At 58.1% G+C, this 17,897-nt stretch carries 16 protein-coding genes and 1 tRNA gene; 9 read left to right on the top strand and 8 right to left on the bottom strand.

Annotation, left to right across the window (positions count from 1 at the left end):
- Positions 1-2 precede the first annotated feature (2 nt).
- Entirely contained in the window at positions 3-431 is a 429-nt protein-coding gene (locus OOZ53_RS00335; protein ID WP_271087284.1) for a DUF1801 domain-containing protein, read from the top strand.
- 96 nt (positions 432-527) lie between these two features.
- On the top strand, positions 528-1,379 hold the full coding sequence (locus tag OOZ53_RS00340) for a hypothetical protein (protein ID WP_271087285.1): 852 nt from the start codon (positions 528-530) through the stop codon (positions 1,377-1,379).
- Position 1,380: 1 nt separating this feature from the next.
- Here the strand turns inward: OOZ53_RS00340 and OOZ53_RS00345 are convergent, their stop codons facing one another.
- The 3 genes from OOZ53_RS00345 to glmU all read right to left on the bottom strand — a co-directional run bounded on the left by OOZ53_RS00345 (position 1,381) and on the right by glmU (position 5,548).
- Positions 1,381-2,103, bottom strand: a complete 723-nt coding sequence (locus OOZ53_RS00345) for a DUF502 domain-containing protein (protein ID WP_271087286.1) — start codon at positions 2,101-2,103, stop codon at positions 1,381-1,383.
- A gap of 136 nt (positions 2,104-2,239) precedes the next feature.
- Positions 2,240-4,066: a glutamine--fructose-6-phosphate transaminase (isomerizing) gene (gene glmS, locus OOZ53_RS00350; protein WP_271087287.1), complete on the bottom strand. Its 1,827-nt coding sequence runs from the start codon at positions 4,064-4,066 to the stop codon at positions 2,240-2,242.
- Positions 4,067-4,186: 120 nt separating this feature from the next.
- Entirely contained in the window at positions 4,187-5,548 is a 1,362-nt protein-coding gene (glmU, locus tag OOZ53_RS00355; protein WP_271087288.1) for a bifunctional UDP-N-acetylglucosamine diphosphorylase/glucosamine-1-phosphate N-acetyltransferase GlmU, read from the bottom strand.
- A gap of 95 nt (positions 5,549-5,643) precedes the next feature.
- Here glmU and OOZ53_RS00360 point away from each other — a divergent pair, with 95 nt between their 5' ends.
- Entirely contained in the window at positions 5,644-6,573 is a 930-nt protein-coding gene (locus OOZ53_RS00360) for a DMT family transporter (protein ID WP_271087289.1), read from the top strand.
- A gap of 6 nt (positions 6,574-6,579) precedes the next feature.
- On the opposite strand, the gene OOZ53_RS00365 is transcribed toward OOZ53_RS00360, so the two are convergent.
- Positions 6,580-7,323: a cytochrome c biogenesis CcdA family protein gene (locus OOZ53_RS00365; protein WP_271087290.1), complete on the bottom strand. Its 744-nt coding sequence runs from the start codon at positions 7,321-7,323 to the stop codon at positions 6,580-6,582.
- A 184-nt stretch (positions 7,324-7,507) separates the two neighbouring features.
- On the opposite strand from OOZ53_RS00365, the gene OOZ53_RS00370 reads away from it, so the two are divergent.
- A tRNA-Lys gene (locus OOZ53_RS00370) sits at positions 7,508-7,583 on the top strand.
- Between the two features lie 45 nt (positions 7,584-7,628).
- Here the strand turns inward: OOZ53_RS00370 and OOZ53_RS00375 are convergent.
- On the bottom strand, positions 7,629-8,021 hold the full coding sequence (locus OOZ53_RS00375; protein WP_271087291.1) for a DUF2147 domain-containing protein: 393 nt from the start codon (positions 8,019-8,021) through the stop codon (positions 7,629-7,631).
- A 196-nt stretch (positions 8,022-8,217) separates the two neighbouring features.
- Between OOZ53_RS00375 and OOZ53_RS00380 the strand changes: the two genes are divergently transcribed.
- On the top strand, positions 8,218-8,937 hold the full coding sequence (locus OOZ53_RS00380; RefSeq protein WP_271087292.1) for a GntR family transcriptional regulator: 720 nt from the start codon (positions 8,218-8,220) through the stop codon (positions 8,935-8,937).
- Here OOZ53_RS00380 and OOZ53_RS00385 read toward each other — a convergent pair whose 3' ends face one another.
- The gene (locus OOZ53_RS00385) at positions 8,938-9,834 is read right to left on the bottom strand and encodes a helix-turn-helix domain-containing protein (protein WP_271087293.1); all 897 of its coding nucleotides are present in this window, start codon (positions 9,832-9,834) and stop codon (positions 8,938-8,940) included.
- 117 nt (positions 9,835-9,951) lie between these two features.
- Here OOZ53_RS00385 and OOZ53_RS00390 point away from each other — a divergent pair, with 117 nt between their 5' ends.
- Genes OOZ53_RS00390 through OOZ53_RS00400 form a run of 3 tightly spaced genes read left to right on the top strand, consistent with a single transcriptional unit; the run spans position 9,952 to position 12,988 of the window.
- Complete coding sequence (locus OOZ53_RS00390; RefSeq protein ID WP_271087294.1) at positions 9,952-10,854, top strand: fatty acid desaturase; 903 nt, start codon at positions 9,952-9,954, stop codon at positions 10,852-10,854.
- Positions 10,854-11,645 (top strand): phosphate/phosphite/phosphonate ABC transporter substrate-binding protein, encoded by a 792-nt coding sequence (locus OOZ53_RS00395; protein WP_271087295.1) that lies wholly within the window; start codon positions 10,854-10,856, stop codon positions 11,643-11,645. Before OOZ53_RS00390 ends, OOZ53_RS00395 begins: the two co-directional genes overlap by 1 nt.
- Before the next feature lie 29 nt (positions 11,646-11,674).
- Positions 11,675-12,988, top strand: coding sequence for an NAD(P)/FAD-dependent oxidoreductase (locus tag OOZ53_RS00400; protein ID WP_271087296.1), 1,314 nt, complete (start codon positions 11,675-11,677; stop codon positions 12,986-12,988).
- On the opposite strand, the gene OOZ53_RS00405 is transcribed toward OOZ53_RS00400, so the two are convergent.
- Both OOZ53_RS00405 and OOZ53_RS00410 read right to left on the bottom strand, forming a co-directional pair.
- Positions 12,958-13,815, bottom strand: coding sequence for an FkbM family methyltransferase (locus tag OOZ53_RS00405; RefSeq protein ID WP_271087297.1), 858 nt, complete (start codon positions 13,813-13,815; stop codon positions 12,958-12,960). The genes OOZ53_RS00400 and OOZ53_RS00405 overlap by 31 nt on opposite strands.
- A 114-nt stretch (positions 13,816-13,929) precedes the next feature.
- Positions 13,930-16,380 (bottom strand): mechanosensitive ion channel family protein, encoded by a 2,451-nt coding sequence (locus OOZ53_RS00410; RefSeq protein WP_271087298.1) that lies wholly within the window; start codon positions 16,378-16,380, stop codon positions 13,930-13,932.
- A 311-nt stretch (positions 16,381-16,691) separates the two neighbouring features.
- On the opposite strand from OOZ53_RS00410, the gene OOZ53_RS00415 reads away from it, so the two are divergent.
- Positions 16,692-17,897 (top strand): glycosyltransferase family protein, encoded by a 1,206-nt coding sequence (locus OOZ53_RS00415; protein ID WP_271087299.1) that lies wholly within the window; start codon positions 16,692-16,694, stop codon positions 17,895-17,897.

A 17,897-nucleotide genomic window follows, 5' to 3' on the forward strand; every position in this document is an offset into this window, starting at 1 on the left:
CGATGACACCTTTTCAATCCGCCGAAGTTGAAGCCGTTTTCTCAACTTATCCCGAGACCGTGAGGTCAAGCATGCTTGCATTGCGCGAGCTTGTATTCGATGCCGCACGTCAAACGCCGGGTGTCGGCACAGTGGAAGAAACACTGAAATGGGGTGAGCCCAGCTATCTGACGCACCATCCAAAAAGCGGTTCGACCATACGCATGGACTGGAAACCGGACCGGCCGGACCATTGCTCGATTTTCTTCCATTGCCAGACCAACCTGATTGCGACGTGCAGCGAACTCTATCCGGATCAATTTGAGTTCGAAGGCAATCGCCGTATGTCCTTTGTCGCGAAAGATCCTCCTCAATCCGATGTAATCCGGCATTGTCTGGCATTGGCACTGACCTATCACCAGCGGAAAAAGACCGACAGACGTGCGGGATAAGCCAAACAACCCGCAGTCGGCAAACCTTGCCTTGCCGCCCTGCAATTTCAACGCTACTAGGATGCGGGCGCAATCAAATCCCGGGAGCTGGTTTTCGTGGCATCGAAGCACAAGGTGGTCTTTGCGGGCCTGGCGCGCGACTGTGCACACGCACTTCCCGGCATACTTCAGACGATCGAAGATTTCGGCGAGGAACTGAGCGATTGGGGCTACGTGTTTCTGGAGAACAACTCCGTCGACAACAGTTTCCAGGTGCTCAGTGCCTTTGACCGGCGACTGCAGCGCGGCATCGTAAGATCATTCGGGGACCTGCAGGCCGAATTTCAGTTGCGCACCGAGCGGCTCGCCATGCTGCGCAATCGTTGCATCGAAGAGATTTTTGCAGATAGCCGGTTGCGTGAATTCGACTATCTGATCGTCATGGATCTCGATGCGGTCAATGAACAATTCGACAAGAGCCGGATCCTCGAACTCCTGGACACACGCAACCCCGAATGGACTGCCATGTTCGCCAACCAAAGCGAACGCTACTATGACATCTGGGCGTTGAGACATCCGACTTTATCACCGGACGATTGCTGGCGACGGGTCAGGGAACGGCCGGAAAACATGTCCAAGGAAGAGGCGCTCCAGGAATTCGTGGTGAAACGGCGCAAAAAACTCGATCCGAGCCGTGGCTTCATCCCGGTTGACAGCGCATTTGGCGGATTTGGCCTGTACCGCCTTCAGCCGCTGAACGGATGCCGTTACGTGGGTGTCGCCGCAGACGGCGAGGAAACGTGCGAGCACGTGGCGTTTCATGAGTGCCTGACGAAGAACGGTGGTCAATTGTTCATAGACGCTTCGCTGATCAACGGCCGGGGAAACCACCGCCACAATGCGGGAATGAGCTTCAAGACAAAACTTCTGCGCAAGATCAACAAACGACTGAACCGTTCACCCAACTGACTCATTCGGCGGCTGTCTGGTTGCCTTCCCGTTCCCGCTCTTGCTGTTCCAGCGCTTCCTTTGCCAGTTGACCGGTCTTTGCATGATACTCGGGTGCCACGAGACCGGCGGAGATAACCATCTTGGCGGCTTCCTCCACCGTCATATCCAGTACGATGATCTCGTCGCTGGGAACGAACAGCAAGAAACCTGATGTCGGGTTCGGTGTCGTGGGCAGAAATACCGACATCGTATCCTTGCCCGCGTCATGAAGCCGGGCGTCCACCTCGCCCTTGGTATCTGTCGCCAGGAAAACGATCGACCAGATTCCCTTGCGCGGATATTCGATCAATCCCGCCCTGTTGAAGGAGTTGTTCTGTTCTGCGAGCACTGTCTGAAAGATCTGTTTCAGACCCTTGTAAACGCCCCGGATCAGCGGCATGCGATTGAGTATCGATTCGCCATAGGCGATGATGGTGCGGCCGATCAGGTTTGCGGTCAGAAAGCCGACCAGGGTGATGACCACGAGGGCCGTCAGCAGGCCGAAACCAGGGATCGAAAAAGGCAGGTAATTGTCAGGATTGTAAACCGCCGGCAGATAGGGTTTTACCCAGCCGTCGACCCAGCGGATGAAGGACCAAGTCAGATAGGCCGTGATCGCCAGTGGCGCACAAATGATAAGGCCCGTCAGGAAATAGTTCCTGATCCGTGTCGATGCTGACAAGCGCGTTTGTTTTTCAGACATTCACCAGGCCGCGACGGGAAGCAGACAATACGAATGACAATATAGGAAGAACGGCGTCGGGCAACAAGCGCCGATCCTTTCGGGTGTCAACGCGGTTAATGTAACAATCTGGAATAAATGTGCTTTTTGATGCCGCCTATTCGACCGTGACGGATTTTGCCAGATTGCGCGGCTGGTCCACGTCGGTGCCCATGAACACGGCCGTATGGTAGGCAATCAGCTGGATCGGCAAGGTGAATATGAGCGGCATCATCAACTCATCGACGTTCGGCAGCGTTATGGTCGCCATTGTGTCGAGCGTCGCTGCCGCTGCGCCGTTCTCGTCCGTTACGAAGATTATGCGTCCGCCGCGTGCCGCCACCTCCTGCATGTTGGACATGGTCTTTTCGTAATGGCGGTCGTAAGGCGCAATGACGATAACCGGCATGTTCTCGTCGATCAGCGCGATCGGCCCATGTTTCAGCTCGCCCGCGGCGTATCCTTCCGCGTGGATGTAGGAAATCTCCTTGAGCTTGAGTGCCCCTTCCATGGCCAGCGTGTAGTTCGTTCCGCGCCCGAGATAGAGCACATTCCTGTATCTTGAAAGTTCCCGCGAAAGGTTCTCAAGCTGCGGCTGGATTGTATTGAGGACCGAAGACGCGATCCGGGGCGCTTCCGACAGCGCACGGACCATATTGGCCTCTTCATCGGCGATAAGCGTTCCGCGCGCCCGGCCGGCCGCTATCGCCAGAGCGGCGAAGGTCGCCAACTGGCATGTGAAAGCCTTTGTGGAGGCAACACCGATTTCGGGACCTGCCAAGGTCGGGAAGACGACATCGGCCTCGCGGGCAATGGTCGATTCGCGCACATTGACAATCGCTCCGATTTTCAGTCCGTGTTCCTTGCAATAGCGCAGCGAAGCGAGCGTGTCGGCGGTCTCGCCTGACTGCGACACGAAGAGCGCCGCCTGGTTGCCCGGCAAGGGCATCTCCCGGTAACGGAATTCCGATGCGACATCGATCTCCACCGGCAGGCGCGCATAACGCTCCAACCAGTATTTGCCGATCTGCCCCGCATAAAATGCTGTACCGCACGCCGCAATCTTGATGGAATCAATCGCCGAGAAATTGAGGTCGGGCGCAATGTTGCGCACCTTGCCGGCCGTGAAGTCCACATAGTGAGCCAGGGTGTGCGAGACGACTTCCGGCTGCTCGTAAATCTCCTTTTCCATAAAGTGGCGATGGTTGCCTTTTTCCACCTGGGCGTAGGCGGTGGAAGCTTTTGAACGTGGGCGCTCAACCACATTGCCGCTGGTATCGAATATTTCGACGCCGTTCCGATCGATCACGGCCCAGTCGCCATCTTCAAGATAGGTGATTTCGTCCGTGAAGGGCGAAAGAGCAATCGCATCTGAGCCCAGGAACATTTCACCTTCGCCATGGCCCACCGCCAGCGGCGGTCCGTTGCGGGCGCCCATGATCTGCCCCTCCTCGCCATCGAAGAGGACAGCCAGCGCGTAGGCGCCCTTGATCAGGCCCAACGTCGCCTGCATGGCTTCGCGCGGTGTCTTGCCGTTCCGGATCAGGCTGGCGAGAAGCTGTGCGACGACTTCGGTATCCGTTTCGGTGGTGAACTGCGCGCCGCGGGCCGTCAGCTGATCGCGGATTTCCGCGAAATTCTCGATGATGCCGTTGTGCACGACGGCGACGCCCTCGCAGAAATGCGGATGGGCGTTTTGCTGCGTCGGGGCGCCATGGGTTGCCCATCGCGTGTGGCCGATGCCGACCTTGCCGTCCAACGGGTGACGCGTCAGCTCGGTTTCCAGGTTTACCAGCTTGCCTTCCGCCCTGCGGCGGTCAAGCTGGCCTTCTTTCAGCGTTGCCACACCAGCCGAATCGTAGCCACGGTATTCGAGCCGCTTGAGCGAATCGACAAGCAGCGGCGCAACCGGCTGTTTGCCGATGATTCCAACGATTCCGCACATAGATTACCCCTCAGAACATAGCCTTGATAGACAATTGGCCGTGCAGTGCAAACGGTGCCCGTTTCACATTCGATAACATGGTAAAATCTGATTTCATAAGGCCAAATGGCCGCAAACGCTTTAATCGCCGGCTTTTTCCCGCCGTTCCTTGTCCGCCTGCAGACGCTCGCGAAGCTTTTTCCCCAACCCTTGCTTGTTGGCCTGCTGGGCGCGGCCGAATGCCAATGCCTCGTCCGGCACATCGCGCGTAATGACGCTGCCCGAGGCGACGTAAGCCTGCGCGCCGATGGTTACCGGAGCGACCAGCGAAGAATTCGAGCCGACGAAGGCCCCTTCCCCGATGGTCGTCCTGTGCTTGTTGAAACCGTCGTAGTTGCAGGTGATCGTGCCCGCGCCGATATTGGCCTTTGCGCCGATTTCGGCGTCGCCAACATAGGTGAGGTGGTTGACCTTGGCGCCCTCGCCGATCTCGGCATTCTTGACCTCGCAGAAATTTCCGACTTTTGCGCCTGCCTGGAGGGACGCGCCCGGCCGCAGCCGGGCAAAGGGTCCGACAGAGCATCCGCGCTCGACTGTGGCACCTTCAATGTGACTGAATGCATGGATGGTGGCGCCGCTGCGCACGGTCGCCCCCGGGCCGAAAACAACGTTTGGCTCGATTACCGCATCGGCCTCGATCAGCGTATCGTGACTGAGAAACACGGTTTCCGGGGCGCGCATCGTCACGCCGGCCATCAGGAGATCATGGCGCTTGCGCGCCTGCCACAGCGCCTCGACGCGCGCCAGTCCCGCACGCGTGTCGACGCCAAGAACCTCTTCCGCGCTGGCCTCGATCGCCGTAACCGTACCGCCGTTTTCACGCGCAAGGCCGACAATGTCCGTGAGATAGTACTCGCCCTTTGCGTTCTCATTGCCGACGGCGTCGAGAAGTTTCAGCGCCTTGTTTCCGGCAATTGCCATCATGCCGCCATTGCAGAAGGTGATTTTCCGCTCTTCCTCGGATGCATCCTTGTGTTCGCGGATTGCGACCAGTTCGCCGTCTTCTTCGATCAGGCGGCCATAGCCGTGCGGGTTTTCCGTTCGAAATCCGATCACAACCACATCTGCGCCGTCATCAAGCGATTGCCGGGCGTTGCGGAGTGTCTCAGCGGTGATGAGGGGCGTGTCACCGAAAACCACCAGAATGTCGTCGAAACCACGTTCGATGGCCTCCCGCGCGGCAAGAACCGCGTGCGCTGTGCCCAGTCGTTCCGTCTGCTCATGGGTGGATATGGGAAGGCCTGTGTTGGCGGCGGAAGCAACGGCATCGGCATCCCTGCCGACAACGAGTGAAACCGCATCGACTTTTGCGGCCTGGGCGGCGCCGACCACGTGGGCAATCATCGGCAGATTGCCGACCGAATGCAGAACCTTGGACTTTGCGGATTTCATTCGCGTGCCCTCGCCTGCCGCAAGCACCACCGCCAGACAATTGCGGGCCATAGCATTCTCCAATTCCGGTTCTTTTGTTGCCGCAAATCCTATACAGGACGTCTAAAGAATTTGTTCTTGTTGCGAAAGTCCGCTTCACCCCGCCCATGACACCGTCAGATCAGCCCATCGGCAATTCTTCGCTGCGCATGCCCGCCGCCTATGCGGTGATGCTTTTCACTCCGTTGCTTTTCGCCAGTAACGGTGTCATCGGGCGCGCGACCGTCGCCGAGGTATCGCCTTTCACTCTGGCCTTCCTGCGTTGGGGCGCCTGCGCAATCATCCTGCTTCCGTTCGTACTGCGATCGGGGCGCGAGAGCCTCGAACTGGTGAAGGAAAGACCGGGGACCATCCTGGCGCTCGGTTTTCTCGGCATGTGGCTGTCCGGCGCGGGCTTTTATGCATCGCTGCAATATACGACCGCAACCAACGCGACGATGATCTACACCACGTCGCCGTTGTTTATTATCCTTCTGGAGCGAATCCTGTTCGCTCGCGCGATTCGCGGAAGGGAGGTGATCGGCATTGCCGTTTCCTTCGCCGGCGTTGCAGCCATTCTCTTTCAGGGCAGCCTGACGAAGTTGCTTTCCGGATCGCTGAATATCGGCGACCTGGGTGTCGTCATCGCCGCCGCCTCATGGGCCGGTTACTCGATCATCTTTCGAGGGCCGCGCCTTTCGCGCGTGCCGATCATGGCGCTCTTCGGCCTGGTCTGCGCATCGGGCGCGCTGCTGTTGCTGCCCGTTGCCGCATTCGAATATATTTCGGGCGCCCGCATGCCGGCCTCGGCTGCCGCCTGGCAGGGGATCGCCGGCATCATCGTATTCTCGTCACTGCTCGCTTTTACGGGCTTTCAGCTGGGCCTGCGTCTGTTGGGTGCTTCCGTGACCGGAATATTCATGTATCTGATGCCGGTCTACGGTGTCGTGCTTGCCTACCTGTTTTTGGGCGAAAGACTGCAGACTCATCACGTCGTGGGCATCGCGCTTGTGCTCGGGGGCGTGTTGATGGCGACATTGCCGTCGCGGCGAAACTGATCGGCATCAGCCGATCGTCGCAAACACCGGAAACGTCTCAAGCAGCCAGAAGGCCATGCGCTGCATGCCGCCGGTCAGAAACAGGATGCCGGTCAGCACGAGCAGGCCGCCCATGGCTTTCTCGACGGTGCCGAGGTGGCGACGGAAGCGGGTCAGGAATCGCATGAACATGCCTGAAAAACCCGCGGCGATCCAGAACGGCACCGCCAGCCCCAGTGAATAGGCCGCAAGCAGGAAAGCCCCCTCGCCGACCGTCTCGCGCGAGCCGGCCACACCAAGAATAGCGCCGAGGACCGGGCCGATGCACGGCGTCCAGCCGAAGGCAAAAGCAAGCCCCATAATGTAGGCGCCGGTGATTGTGGCGGGTGTGCCGCCGCCCTGAAAGCGCGCTTCCCGGGCAAGGATGCCGATCCGGAACAGGCCGAGAAAATGCAGCCCCATGACAATGATGACAACGCCGGCAATCTGCGCCAGCAAATCGATATGGGCGCGCAGCAATCCGCCAATGCTGGATGCACCCGCGCCCAGGGCGATGAACACGGTGGAAAAGCCGAGGGTGAAGAACAGCGATGCCAGCATGATCGAACGCCGGGCACCATGATCGCGCTCCTGCCCGGACTGAAAATCCTCGACGCTGACGCCCGCCATGTAACAAAGGTAAGGCGGCACAAGCGGCAGAACGCATGGCGACAGGAAGGAAAGTCCGCCGGCGAAAACGGCAACCAGGATTGAAATATCCGCTACGTTCAAGGGTCTCTTCCGGTTTGTGTCAGGCCCTCTAATAGGCCGACTGTCGATCACGCGCCAGTCACCTTTTTGCGCAGTGAAATCAATTTACCAAAAGTCGCAGAATCATGTCATTTTGCAGTTGACCCGGTCAGACGGCATGCATATGTTCCGCGCAATTCTTGGGAGCGGCCGTCGGGCCCTTCGGGAGCCGATAGCTCAGCTGGTAGAGCAACTGACTTTTAATCAGTAGGTCCAGGGTTCGAACCCCTGTCGGCTCACCAATAATCAGCCAAAATCCCTATATAGCCGAACAGACCCAGGCGGTTTTATTCGACACGCGTCCATTCCTGGGAACGGCAGATCGGGCCCTTGCAGCCTGAAACGGTCAGCTTGCTGCCGTCCAGTGAAAGCTTGCCGTTTGCCGTGATGTTGGCTTCCGGCGACCAGACCTTGCCGTCGTCCCATTTGCCGGCGCCGTCCGGCTTCATGTCCCAGATCATTTGTTTGCCATCATTCTTGTATCCTGCAACAGCCTTGCCATCGGAGGTGAAGGCACCGGCGATCGTGCCGCACAGATTTGCTCCGCAAGCTTCAATCCTAACCTGAAGATATCCGCCGTTGGAGGCGGATTGCGTGCGCCAGAGGCCGGTTGCATCCGCGGCAACAGCCGGCGCGGACATTGCCAGGATTATCAGGGTCGCGAACGTCAGTTTCTTCATCGCAGGCTTTTCCGTGTTGTGAATCCTCATGGGGTATTCATGGCAGGAGATTGTGCCAAGTTTATCGCAATCCTGCATTTGGCTCCATTTTTTGCAATTGTTTGCTTAAGATCAAAGAAAGCGGCTGGTTTTGCTCAAATATTGGGCAGATTGCGTGTTGGGCGGATTCGATTTGGCGAATTTTGTGGGAACCGTGATGGGAACGGAAACTTTAAGCGACGAAGCCGGCCCGCTGCCGGACATTTTTCTGACGACGGATGACAACAGCCCCTGGCGCAGGCGTTTCGACCAGATTCACATTGCGCTTCGGCAGCGCATTACAACGCTGCAATATCAGCCGGGGACCCGGCTTGACGTCGACCGTCTCAGCGAAGAATTCGGTGTCAGCCGTACACCAGTGCGGAACGTGCTGCAAAGGATGGACCAGGAAGGTCTTGTGGTAACCCGGCACGGGGTGGGAACGATTGTCGCCCCGCTCGATCTGGAGCAGTCGCGTCAGGCCGTGCAAATGCGCATCGAACTGGCGCCGCTGATCGGCGTTCTTGACCCAAAGCCGATCGATGACGTCATGGTTGCCGCCATTCGCGGGTCGCGAGAGTCTTACGGCAGGATCCTGGATGAGGCGGACCCTGCCTTTTTCGCCAGTGCGGATATGGAGCTTCATACCGCGGTTTGCCGCATGATCGGAAATCCGCTGCTGCTGCGCACCTATGACGAGCTTTATTATCGGACCGCCCGCCTCTGGTTTCATTATCTGCCCAGCCTGGACCAGACCGGAGAGGTGTCTATTTTTCTCAATGATATCGATCTGATCGTCGCGGCCGCTGAATTCCGCGACGTCAAAGGCGTGGGTTATGCGTTGCGCAACGCCATATACAACGCTTTTGCGCGCCTCGATCACTTCACCAGGGCTTGATCAGCTCTCTTCGGACAGGGCGCCGGAAAGACCGACAATGAACTCCGACACACGGTCGGGGCCATATCGTGCAATGCGAATCAGTTGGTCGAAGTGACCGGCAAGCGCCCGGATGTGTTCGACTGAATTGACCACGAGGTACATATTGCCCAGGTAGACGGCCGCCCTCAGCGGGCCGAACAGTGTATACGGCGCCGCATAAGCCTCCCTGCCATCATATAGAAAAAGCCGGAAGGTGGGATAGAGTTCCGTGATCAGCGCCACCATGTGGTCAAGCTGTTCGCGCCGGATATCGACCGGAAGACCGCGCCAGACCCCCTGCCCCCTGGCAAACTCCTCCAGCCTTTGCAACGGCATGCAGACCTCCATGTCGGTCTCGGGCCGGCGCGAATAGATGAGCTGGTCCCTGGCGAGCTGGTCGCGCACCTGCCGGTCGTCGCGGTCATGGGTATAGAATTCGAAGTTGCGGACCGATTCCGTGCGCAGAAGATCGGGCAACGCACTTGGCACATATCTTATCTTGTAGCCCATTGCCTCACGGTGCCAACCGGCGATCATGCGGCTGCCGGCGTCGTCCGTCACCCTTTCCACCTCAAGCATCGGCGCCTTCTCCTCGCCGAAGGTTTCAGCGGCAATCAGGCCCATCAACCAGTCTAGCGACACACCACAGGTGCGTGCGATCGCGCACAGGGTTTCTGCCCGCGGCAAACGGGTGGAACCTGGGGCGAGAAACTGACTGAGGGCGGACCGGTCTATGCCGATGCTCTTGGCGAAGCGGCTGAGATTGAATCCCTTCTGCGCAATGAGCAATGCCATGCGGTCACGGAACACTTCCGCGACGTCCCGCTTGTCCGTGTATTCTGTCTCCATATGTTGTGTAATATCACGATTATTCATCAATTTCCATTTTCCACACAATCAAAGTCGCATTCTCATTTTTATTCGCGCATTCCCACATTGTCTATGGGCACCGGATATGGCCAAAATCCGTGCGTGTTGATTGGGGACAAAGGAATGATTCTTAAAGATAATACCGAGTGGCGCACGGCCACTCTCATTGCAGTTTGTTATATTTCATGGGCAGCGCTCGTTTTCGGCCTGTCCGCCTATCTGCCGATACTGGCCGCCCTGCTGACAATTCCCGTCATAACGTTGCATTCTTCACTGCAACATGAATGTCTGCACGGACATCCGTTTCGCCATGCATGGCTCAATGACGCCATCGTGTTGCCGCCGATCGGTCTTTTCATCCCGTATCTGCGCTTCAAGGATGTGCATCTCGAGCATCATCAGAACGCCAGGATCTGCGATCCCTACGATGATCCGGAAAGCTGGTATCTGGAACAGGATTTCTGGAAGCGCCTGCCGCGGTGGCTGAAGCTGGTGTTCGAAGCCAACAATACACTGTTCGGCCGCGTGCTGCTCGGGCCGACCATCGCGCTCATCCGGCTGGTTATCTCGGATGGCAGATCGATCATCGAGGGCGATCGCCGGGTTCTGCTGGCTTGGGCGCTGCATGCCATGCTCTTGCCGCCGGTCATTTTCGCGATTGTCCTGTGGTCCGCTTTTCCGCTGCCTGTCTATCTCCTTTGCGCCTATGCGGGCCTGTCGCTGCTGATGGTCCGCACCTATCTGGAGCACCAGGCCGAAGAATCGCTGCGCGGCCGTTCGGTCATCATCGAGGATCGCGGCCCCTTCAGCCTGCTGTTTCTCAACAATAATCTGCATGCGGTGCACCATGCCTATCCGGCCGTTGCCTGGCACCAGCTACCGTCGCTCTACCGGCGCAACCGGGAGCGGTTTCTGGCAATGAACAAGGGTTATTTCTTCAGCAGCTATGGCGAGATATTCCGGCGCTTTGCGTTTCACCGCAAGGAACCGGTGGTCTACCCCCATGATTCCGGGCACGGGCACTGATGTCGGCGACCGCGTTTGTCGCCGCATTGCCCATGTATGACTGGCCGGAAGTTCAAACCGACAACGATCGTTTCTGGAACAAATTGCGGGAAAGTCTGCGCGCGCATGGATTCCCGGCTCCGGACAGGATGCAACGCGATGTTCCGGAAAGCGATCTTTGGCAACATCCGGATCTCGTGCTTGGTCAGACCTGCGGCCTGCCGCTCGTGCGCGATCTGATGCAAAAGGTTCGCGTTGTCGGCACGCCCGCATATGACATTGCATGCGGAGCGGGCAGCTACTACAGCGTCATGGTCGTTCATCGTGACAGTGCGATTGAGAAGATTTCGGACCTCAAGGGCAAACGGTTTGCCTATAACAGCCTTTGCTCGCAGTCCGGTTATGCCGCGCCGGCCTATCATCTTCGTGAAATTGCCGGGGCGACTCCGATATTTTCATCCAAGGTGCAAAGCGGATCGCATCGCGGCTCGATCCGGATGGTGGCGGGCAATGAAGCCGATGTGGCCTCCATCGATGCCGTGGCATGGCGTCTGGCCGAGCGGCACGAAGAAGCCGCGAAGGAACTGCGCGTGCTGGCAACCACGGAGCCGATGCCCGGATTGCCGGTGATTTGCGCGCGGCGTGCAGAATGGTCTAACGACCGGATGCATCTGGCGGTCGTGGAAGCGATGGCCGCGCTGGAGCCTGAGGTGGCCGAAGCGCTTTTGCTGACCGGCTTTGCGCCACTATGCGACTCCGATTATGCGATTATTCAACGACACGCAGAGATCGCCGACAAGGTTTCGCTTTAGGGGCCGGCGAACGAGGAGGAAGGACCGCCATGCCTGCACATTCGTCCTATGATGCTATTATCATCGGCGCCGGGGTCATCGGCGCATGCACAGCCTTTGAACTGGCAAAGAATGGCATGCGCACACTTTCAATCGACAAGCTTCCGGAAGCCGGTTACGGCTCCACATCCGGTTCCTGCGCGATTATCCGGACCTACTACTCGGCTTTTGAATCCTGCGCCATCGCCTATGAGGGCTGGCACTACTGGAAGGACTGGAAGGGCTATATCGGTGTCGATGATGAACAGGGCCTGATCAAATACCACAATACGGGCTGCCTGGTGATCAAGACGGAACACAATCACCGCCTCGAGCGTGTATGCGAGATGATGGACCGCATCGGATGCCCCTACGAACACGTGGGCGTCGGCGATATCGCGCAACGCATGCCGAATGCCGACACGCACCAGTTCGAGCCCGCCAAGCGCCCGGAAGATGAGGGTTTTGGACAGCCGACTGGTCCAAGTGTCGATGGTGCGGTGTTCTTTCCGAATGGCGGCTATGTCAACGACCCGAAACTCTCGGCACACAATGCCCAGCGCGCGGCCGAAGCGCATGGTGCCGAATTTCTGTTCAACCGCGCAGTGGTCGAGATACTCAAGACCGGGAACCGGGTCTCGGGTGTGGTCCTCGACGACGGCAGCCGCATCGAAGCACCGGTGGTGGTCAATGTTGCCGGTCCGCACTCGTCAAAGATCAATGCCATGGCCGGTGTTGACGGCACCATGAGCATCTCCACCCGGGCATTGCGCCATGAAGTCGCGCATGTTCCGGCGCCGGAAGGCGTCGATTTCGAGCATCAGGGCGTGGTCTATTCGGACAGCGATATCCATACCTATTGCCGCCCCGAAGTCGGCAATCACATTCTCATCGGGTCCGAGGATCCCGAATGCGACGAGAAGGAATGGGTCGACGACCCCGACAGTTTTGACGGGAATTTTTCCGAGCAATGGAATGTCCTCGTGATGCGCATGGCGCAGCGCATGCCGGACCTTCGCATACCGGGCACCGCGCGTGGTGTCGTCGCACTTTACGACGTTACCGATGACTGGATGCCGATCTATGACCGTAGCGATCTTGACGGGTTCTACATGGCCGTCGGAACCAGCGGCAATCAGTACAAGAATGCCCCGGTTGCCGGCAAGATGATGGCCGCCCTTATCAAGTCTTGTGAAAACGGTCACGACCACGACAACGATCCCGTTCGTTTCCATCTCGATCACGTGGACCTTGATATTTCGCTCGGCGCGTTTTCCCGCAATCGCGAGATCAATCAGGATTCGAGTTTTTCCGTCATCGGGTGAAGCAACAAAAGGTTCTCACCGGTATTGGCGGCAATCCGGTAGCCGAGGTCCTTCAGACGCGCAATGCAGTCATGCTCCCAAAGGTTCTTCAGGACTGTCTCGATCAAGACGGCTCGCGGCCAGCAGGCCTTATGCTGGTCTACGAGCAAGGGCATCAGCGCACGATCCTCGAACCCTTCAATGTCGATCTTCAGAAGGTCAATCCGCTCGATCATGCGCGCTTTCAGCGCTTCGGCGAGTGGTGCAACCTTGACGTCGACAAACTGATGATCGGTTGCCGCTTCCGGTAAAATCGAGGCAGTGCCGATATTCGTTCCGCCGCTGGAATAGAGCCGCATACGGGCCTTTTGCGGTCCGACGGCCTGATTGATGGTCTCGATCGAGGAAAATCCGTTTGCGCGTACATTGAAGCTGAGCTTGCTGAAGGTTCTTGGATGCGGTTCGAAGGCGAGGATCGTGGCTTCGTCTCGACAGTGGCTCGCCACGTACATGCTGTAGCTGCCCACATTTGCGCCGATGTCGACAAAAACCATGCCGGGCTTGAGGAGTGGTTCGATAAGACCGCGCTCCGGGATTTCCGGCAGGTTGCCCCGGCCAACTGCGATGCGGTCGTCATAGTTCTCCAGCGGATAGGCACGCATCAGGATGCCTTCGACCTTGACGTCGTAGGGCCCGGGAAAGCGGCGCGCGAAATTCTTGCGAATGAACTTCCGCCGCTGCCTGTCGATGTCGCGGTGTGTCGCCAGCTTCCAGATGAGATGCGGCAAAAAACCGAGCTTGCGGGTTCCGAAGTCGGAAATCAGGTCAAGCTCCCGCTCCTTTATCAATTCCCGCTCCATTGCCACCGCACGAAATCAGCGAACTTTCGCCGACTCTGACGCCATTTACAACACAAAGCTTTCATGTCCGGCGTTTCTCCAGAGCGCCTGACGTGGCCGCCCTCATCGCTCTGATGCCGCGACCTTGGAGGAATCGGGTGCGCCGCTGCGTGCCCGCTGCGCGTCTTCCTCGTCGATGACACTGCGGACCGAACCGGTGATCGCTTCCTTTTGCTGCGGCGTCAGGTTGTTCGCCTGTCCTTCCTCAGCGAGCCGGACTGTAACCTCGCGATGTGCAAAGGTAATACCCTCCTTCTCGAACAGATCCCTGATGGCGCCGTAGATGACCTTGCGCGTCACGAACTGATCACCGGGACGGGTCATGAATTTGACCCTGATGATCATCGCCGAGTCTTCCATGGCGTAAACGCCCTGGGATTTCAGTGGTTGGAGAAAAAGGTGGCCGATCTGATCATGTTCGAGCAGTTGCTGGCCCAGTTTCTTGATCAGCTTTCGCACCCGCTCGACATCCGTTCCGTAGGTCAGCCGCAGCGGAAGCTTCATCATCACCCAATCGCGCGAATAGTTGGTCAGTTGCTTGATCTCGCCGAAAGGAATTGTGTGAACAGCCCCGAGGTGGTGGCGAAGCTGGAATGAGCGCATGGAGATTTTCTCGATGACGCCCTTGACGGTTCCGACCTCGATATACTCGCCCTTGCGGAAGGCGTCGTCGATCAGGAAGAAAACACCGGAGAAGATGTCGCGGATCAGGGTCTGGGCGCCAAAACCGATCGCAAGACCGACCACTCCCGCACCGGCGAAGAGCGGTGCGATGTTGACACCCCAATCCGACAGGATGAAGGCGATCGACACCATGACGAGCAAAACGATGAACACGCTGCGGAAGATCGGCAGCAGGGTGGCCATGCGCGATTCACCGGTTCCGCCCTCGCTGTCCCCCTCGCCCGGATTGACCGGCGTGTCATCGAGCGAGCCGCCCTCTTCGATGATCTTCTGGTCGATGAAGAGGTTGACGGCCTGATAGGCCAGATAGGTGTAGACGACGATGAGAATGCTATCGAGGATCGTGGCCAGCGGATGGCCGCCGGCACGGTCGTAGTCGACGCCCCAAAGCCGGCCAAGCTCGCCCACCGCAAATATGAAGATGAGCGTGACGATCGCGTTCTCGATCAGGCGCTTGAAGAGCGGCCTGTATTCCAGGTCGACGTCCTCTTCCACAGGCGGCTCGACATGATGCACGATCATCTCCTCGCCCTCGCCGACCATCGCCTCCTCGTCTATTTCGGCTTCCGCCGCCATGCGTTCGGCTGCTTCGCGGCGGCGCGCCTCCGCCCTGGCCCGCCGAAGCTTTATGATCTGCATGTGCCGGAAATTCTTGGCCCGCCGTTCATAGATGCGGTCGAGAACGATAATCGCGACAGCATAGATCATCGCGCCGCCGATGAAGACGATGATGGGCGCCATGATGATGATGTAGCCGCCCGGCAAGCCAAGCGACAGGCGGAACGAGCTCGCCACCCAGGATACGATAATGTAGAGGAGCAATAGCGGCGTTATCGCCCGGGCAGCGAAGTTGCGCCATGGCGAAACCACGCCTTCCTTGCCGATGCCTCGGACAATGTCATAGGTGTCCCTGCGGTGTATGATCGTCAGGGATGCCGTCAGGATGCATGCGACACCGAGGCCACCGATTGCCAACAGCCGGTAGCTGTCATTGTCGATGCCGAGCCCGCGAACCCAGGCAATCACGCCGAGGATGTAGCTCGAGGCCAGAAGGACGTAGATCCAGTCGTTGTAGAGCTTGCGCGCCCGCTTGTCGTCGAGATTGATCATCCGGTGGTTCGGCAGGTCAGGCGCGAAGAAGTTCAGCATGATCACGTATCTGAGAATGCGATAGCACGCATATGTCGCCACGATGGTGAATATGGTCATGCGGGACGGCTCATGCTCGTAGTCGAGCACGACAGCAACCACGATCGCGACGGAAAACATGATCGCGGTCGAGAACAGGATAAGGCCGCCGCGCAGCATGAGATAGGTGAGCTTGTCGGCGCGCGTCAGATTTTCCGCCTTGTAGTATCCGGCGAACTGGTTGCGTATCCATCCGCCGACAAGCTTGTATATGCCGAGCCCCAACACCATGCCGAAGACGGCGGTGCCGACGGCCCAGGCAAGCCACCAGGGCGTTCCGTCAGGGCTTGCGCGCTCAAGGGCCGTCACAAGCCTTTCGCGGAAATCGCCGGCACCGATGAACATGCGCCGGACATTGTTTCGCGCCATCAGCAGCATTTCGCTGTTTATCGTCATTGCGACGGCGTTTTCGTCCGCCGTAGAGGTCGCCGATGGCGGTGCAATAACGATGACGGTCGCCCCCTCGGCCTGGGCGTCCTCGATCAGGGTGTTTAAAGATCCCGCGCTGCTTTTCTCAGCGGTGGTTTCGCCGGTGACGGATTGCAGAAGCGATGTCTGTGCAGGCACCTTTTGCGGCTGCACCAGGAGCATTATCGCCGCGAGCAGCACCGCACTAACCAGCCAAACCAATGTCGATTTCATCGTGTCACCCGCTGCCGACGTTACATATTATGGATATGCTGCTAAGCCCTCGCTCGAACACTACCAGCCTATCCCGCCGGAAAACCAGTCGAATCGCTTGTTCCGGCATTTCAACTCGGTTCACATTCGCGCAAAAGAACCGTGACATATGGGCCGCAACCGCCTATGTACCTTCCAACGAATTCCGGGTTTTAGTATTAAGAACCTGTCAGGATCAGGTATATATAATTCCGAGGCAGGGGAGCCTCGCTTCAACCCGACGATCTGCGGCGAACCAAGGTTTAAACTCCGAACATGGTATGATGGCACCCGTGAGCAAACCTGCGCACCTCATTCTCTACAGCCACGACACCTATGGTCTCGGCCATATTCGGCGTAATCGGAAAATAGCGAGAGCGCTTGTCGACGCGTTCCCCGCCTTGCAAGCCACGATCATTACCGGATCGGGCCTGTCGGGTGAATACGCATCCCATCCGCGCATTCGTTTTGTCGAGATCGAGCAGGTCGAGAAACAGCCGAACGGAGAATACCGGGCCGCAAGTCCTGATCTGGACATAAATCAGGCGATTGAGGCGCGCCGTTCCGTTATTTCAAACTATGTTCGCGAGCACCCGGCCGACATCTTCATCGCGGACAAGGAGCCGCTCGGCCTGCATGGTGAACTCACGGATGCACTTGGTCACCTGAAGGCGCGAGGCACGACGCTGATCCTTGGATTGCGCGATGTGCTCGATGAAGCCGAAAAGCTCAAGAAAGAATGGAAAAACAAAGGAATATACGGGTCCATTGAAGGTCTTTATGATCAGATATGGATCTATGGCTCAGAGGATTTCTACAATCCGCTCGCCCATCTCGATCTGCCGCAGTCCGTTCTGAGTCGCTGCAGCTATACCGGCTATCTCTACCAGCCCCATCCTGAATTCGAGCAGGTACCGGTGCCCGGTGTGCCGACGGATTACCTGCTGGTTACCGCCGGTGGCGGCGGCGACGGCGATTTTCTCATGAACGCGGTCCTGAGTTCTTATGAGCACGACACGACAATTCCCTGTCCGGCCGTATTGTTGCTCGGACCGTATTCGGGCGCACAGCACGAGAAACAGATCAGATCCCGGGCCGAGATGATCAAGGGCGTTCAGGTCATTGGCTTCAATGCCGAGCCTGAAGCGCTTATCCGGCAATCCAAGGCGGTTATCGGCATGTGCGGTTATAACACTTTCTGCGAGGTGATCGCACGCGAAAAACCTGTGCTTTTCGTGCCACGGCAAACGCCGCGCATGGAGCAGCTGATCCGGGCCGAACGCGCCAGGGAACTTGGTCTTTGTGCGGTCTTGAAGGCTGAGGACGCCGCCAATCCCGTCGCGTTCGCCTCCGCAATTCGGGAGCTCATCGCCGGTGCGGACGCGCAGGGGCAGGACTACAGATTCGATTCCTCCGGTCTTCAGCGTATCTGCCAGAAAGTCGGATCGATCCTCGAAGCACGCAGCAGCGCGTCTTTCGAGGTGGAGAATGTAGGCTGA

This window comes from Allohoeflea poritis, assembly GCF_027889715.1.
In the GTDB taxonomy this organism is placed as follows: Bacteria; Pseudomonadota; Alphaproteobacteria; order Rhizobiales; family Rhizobiaceae; genus Hoeflea_A; species Hoeflea_A poritis.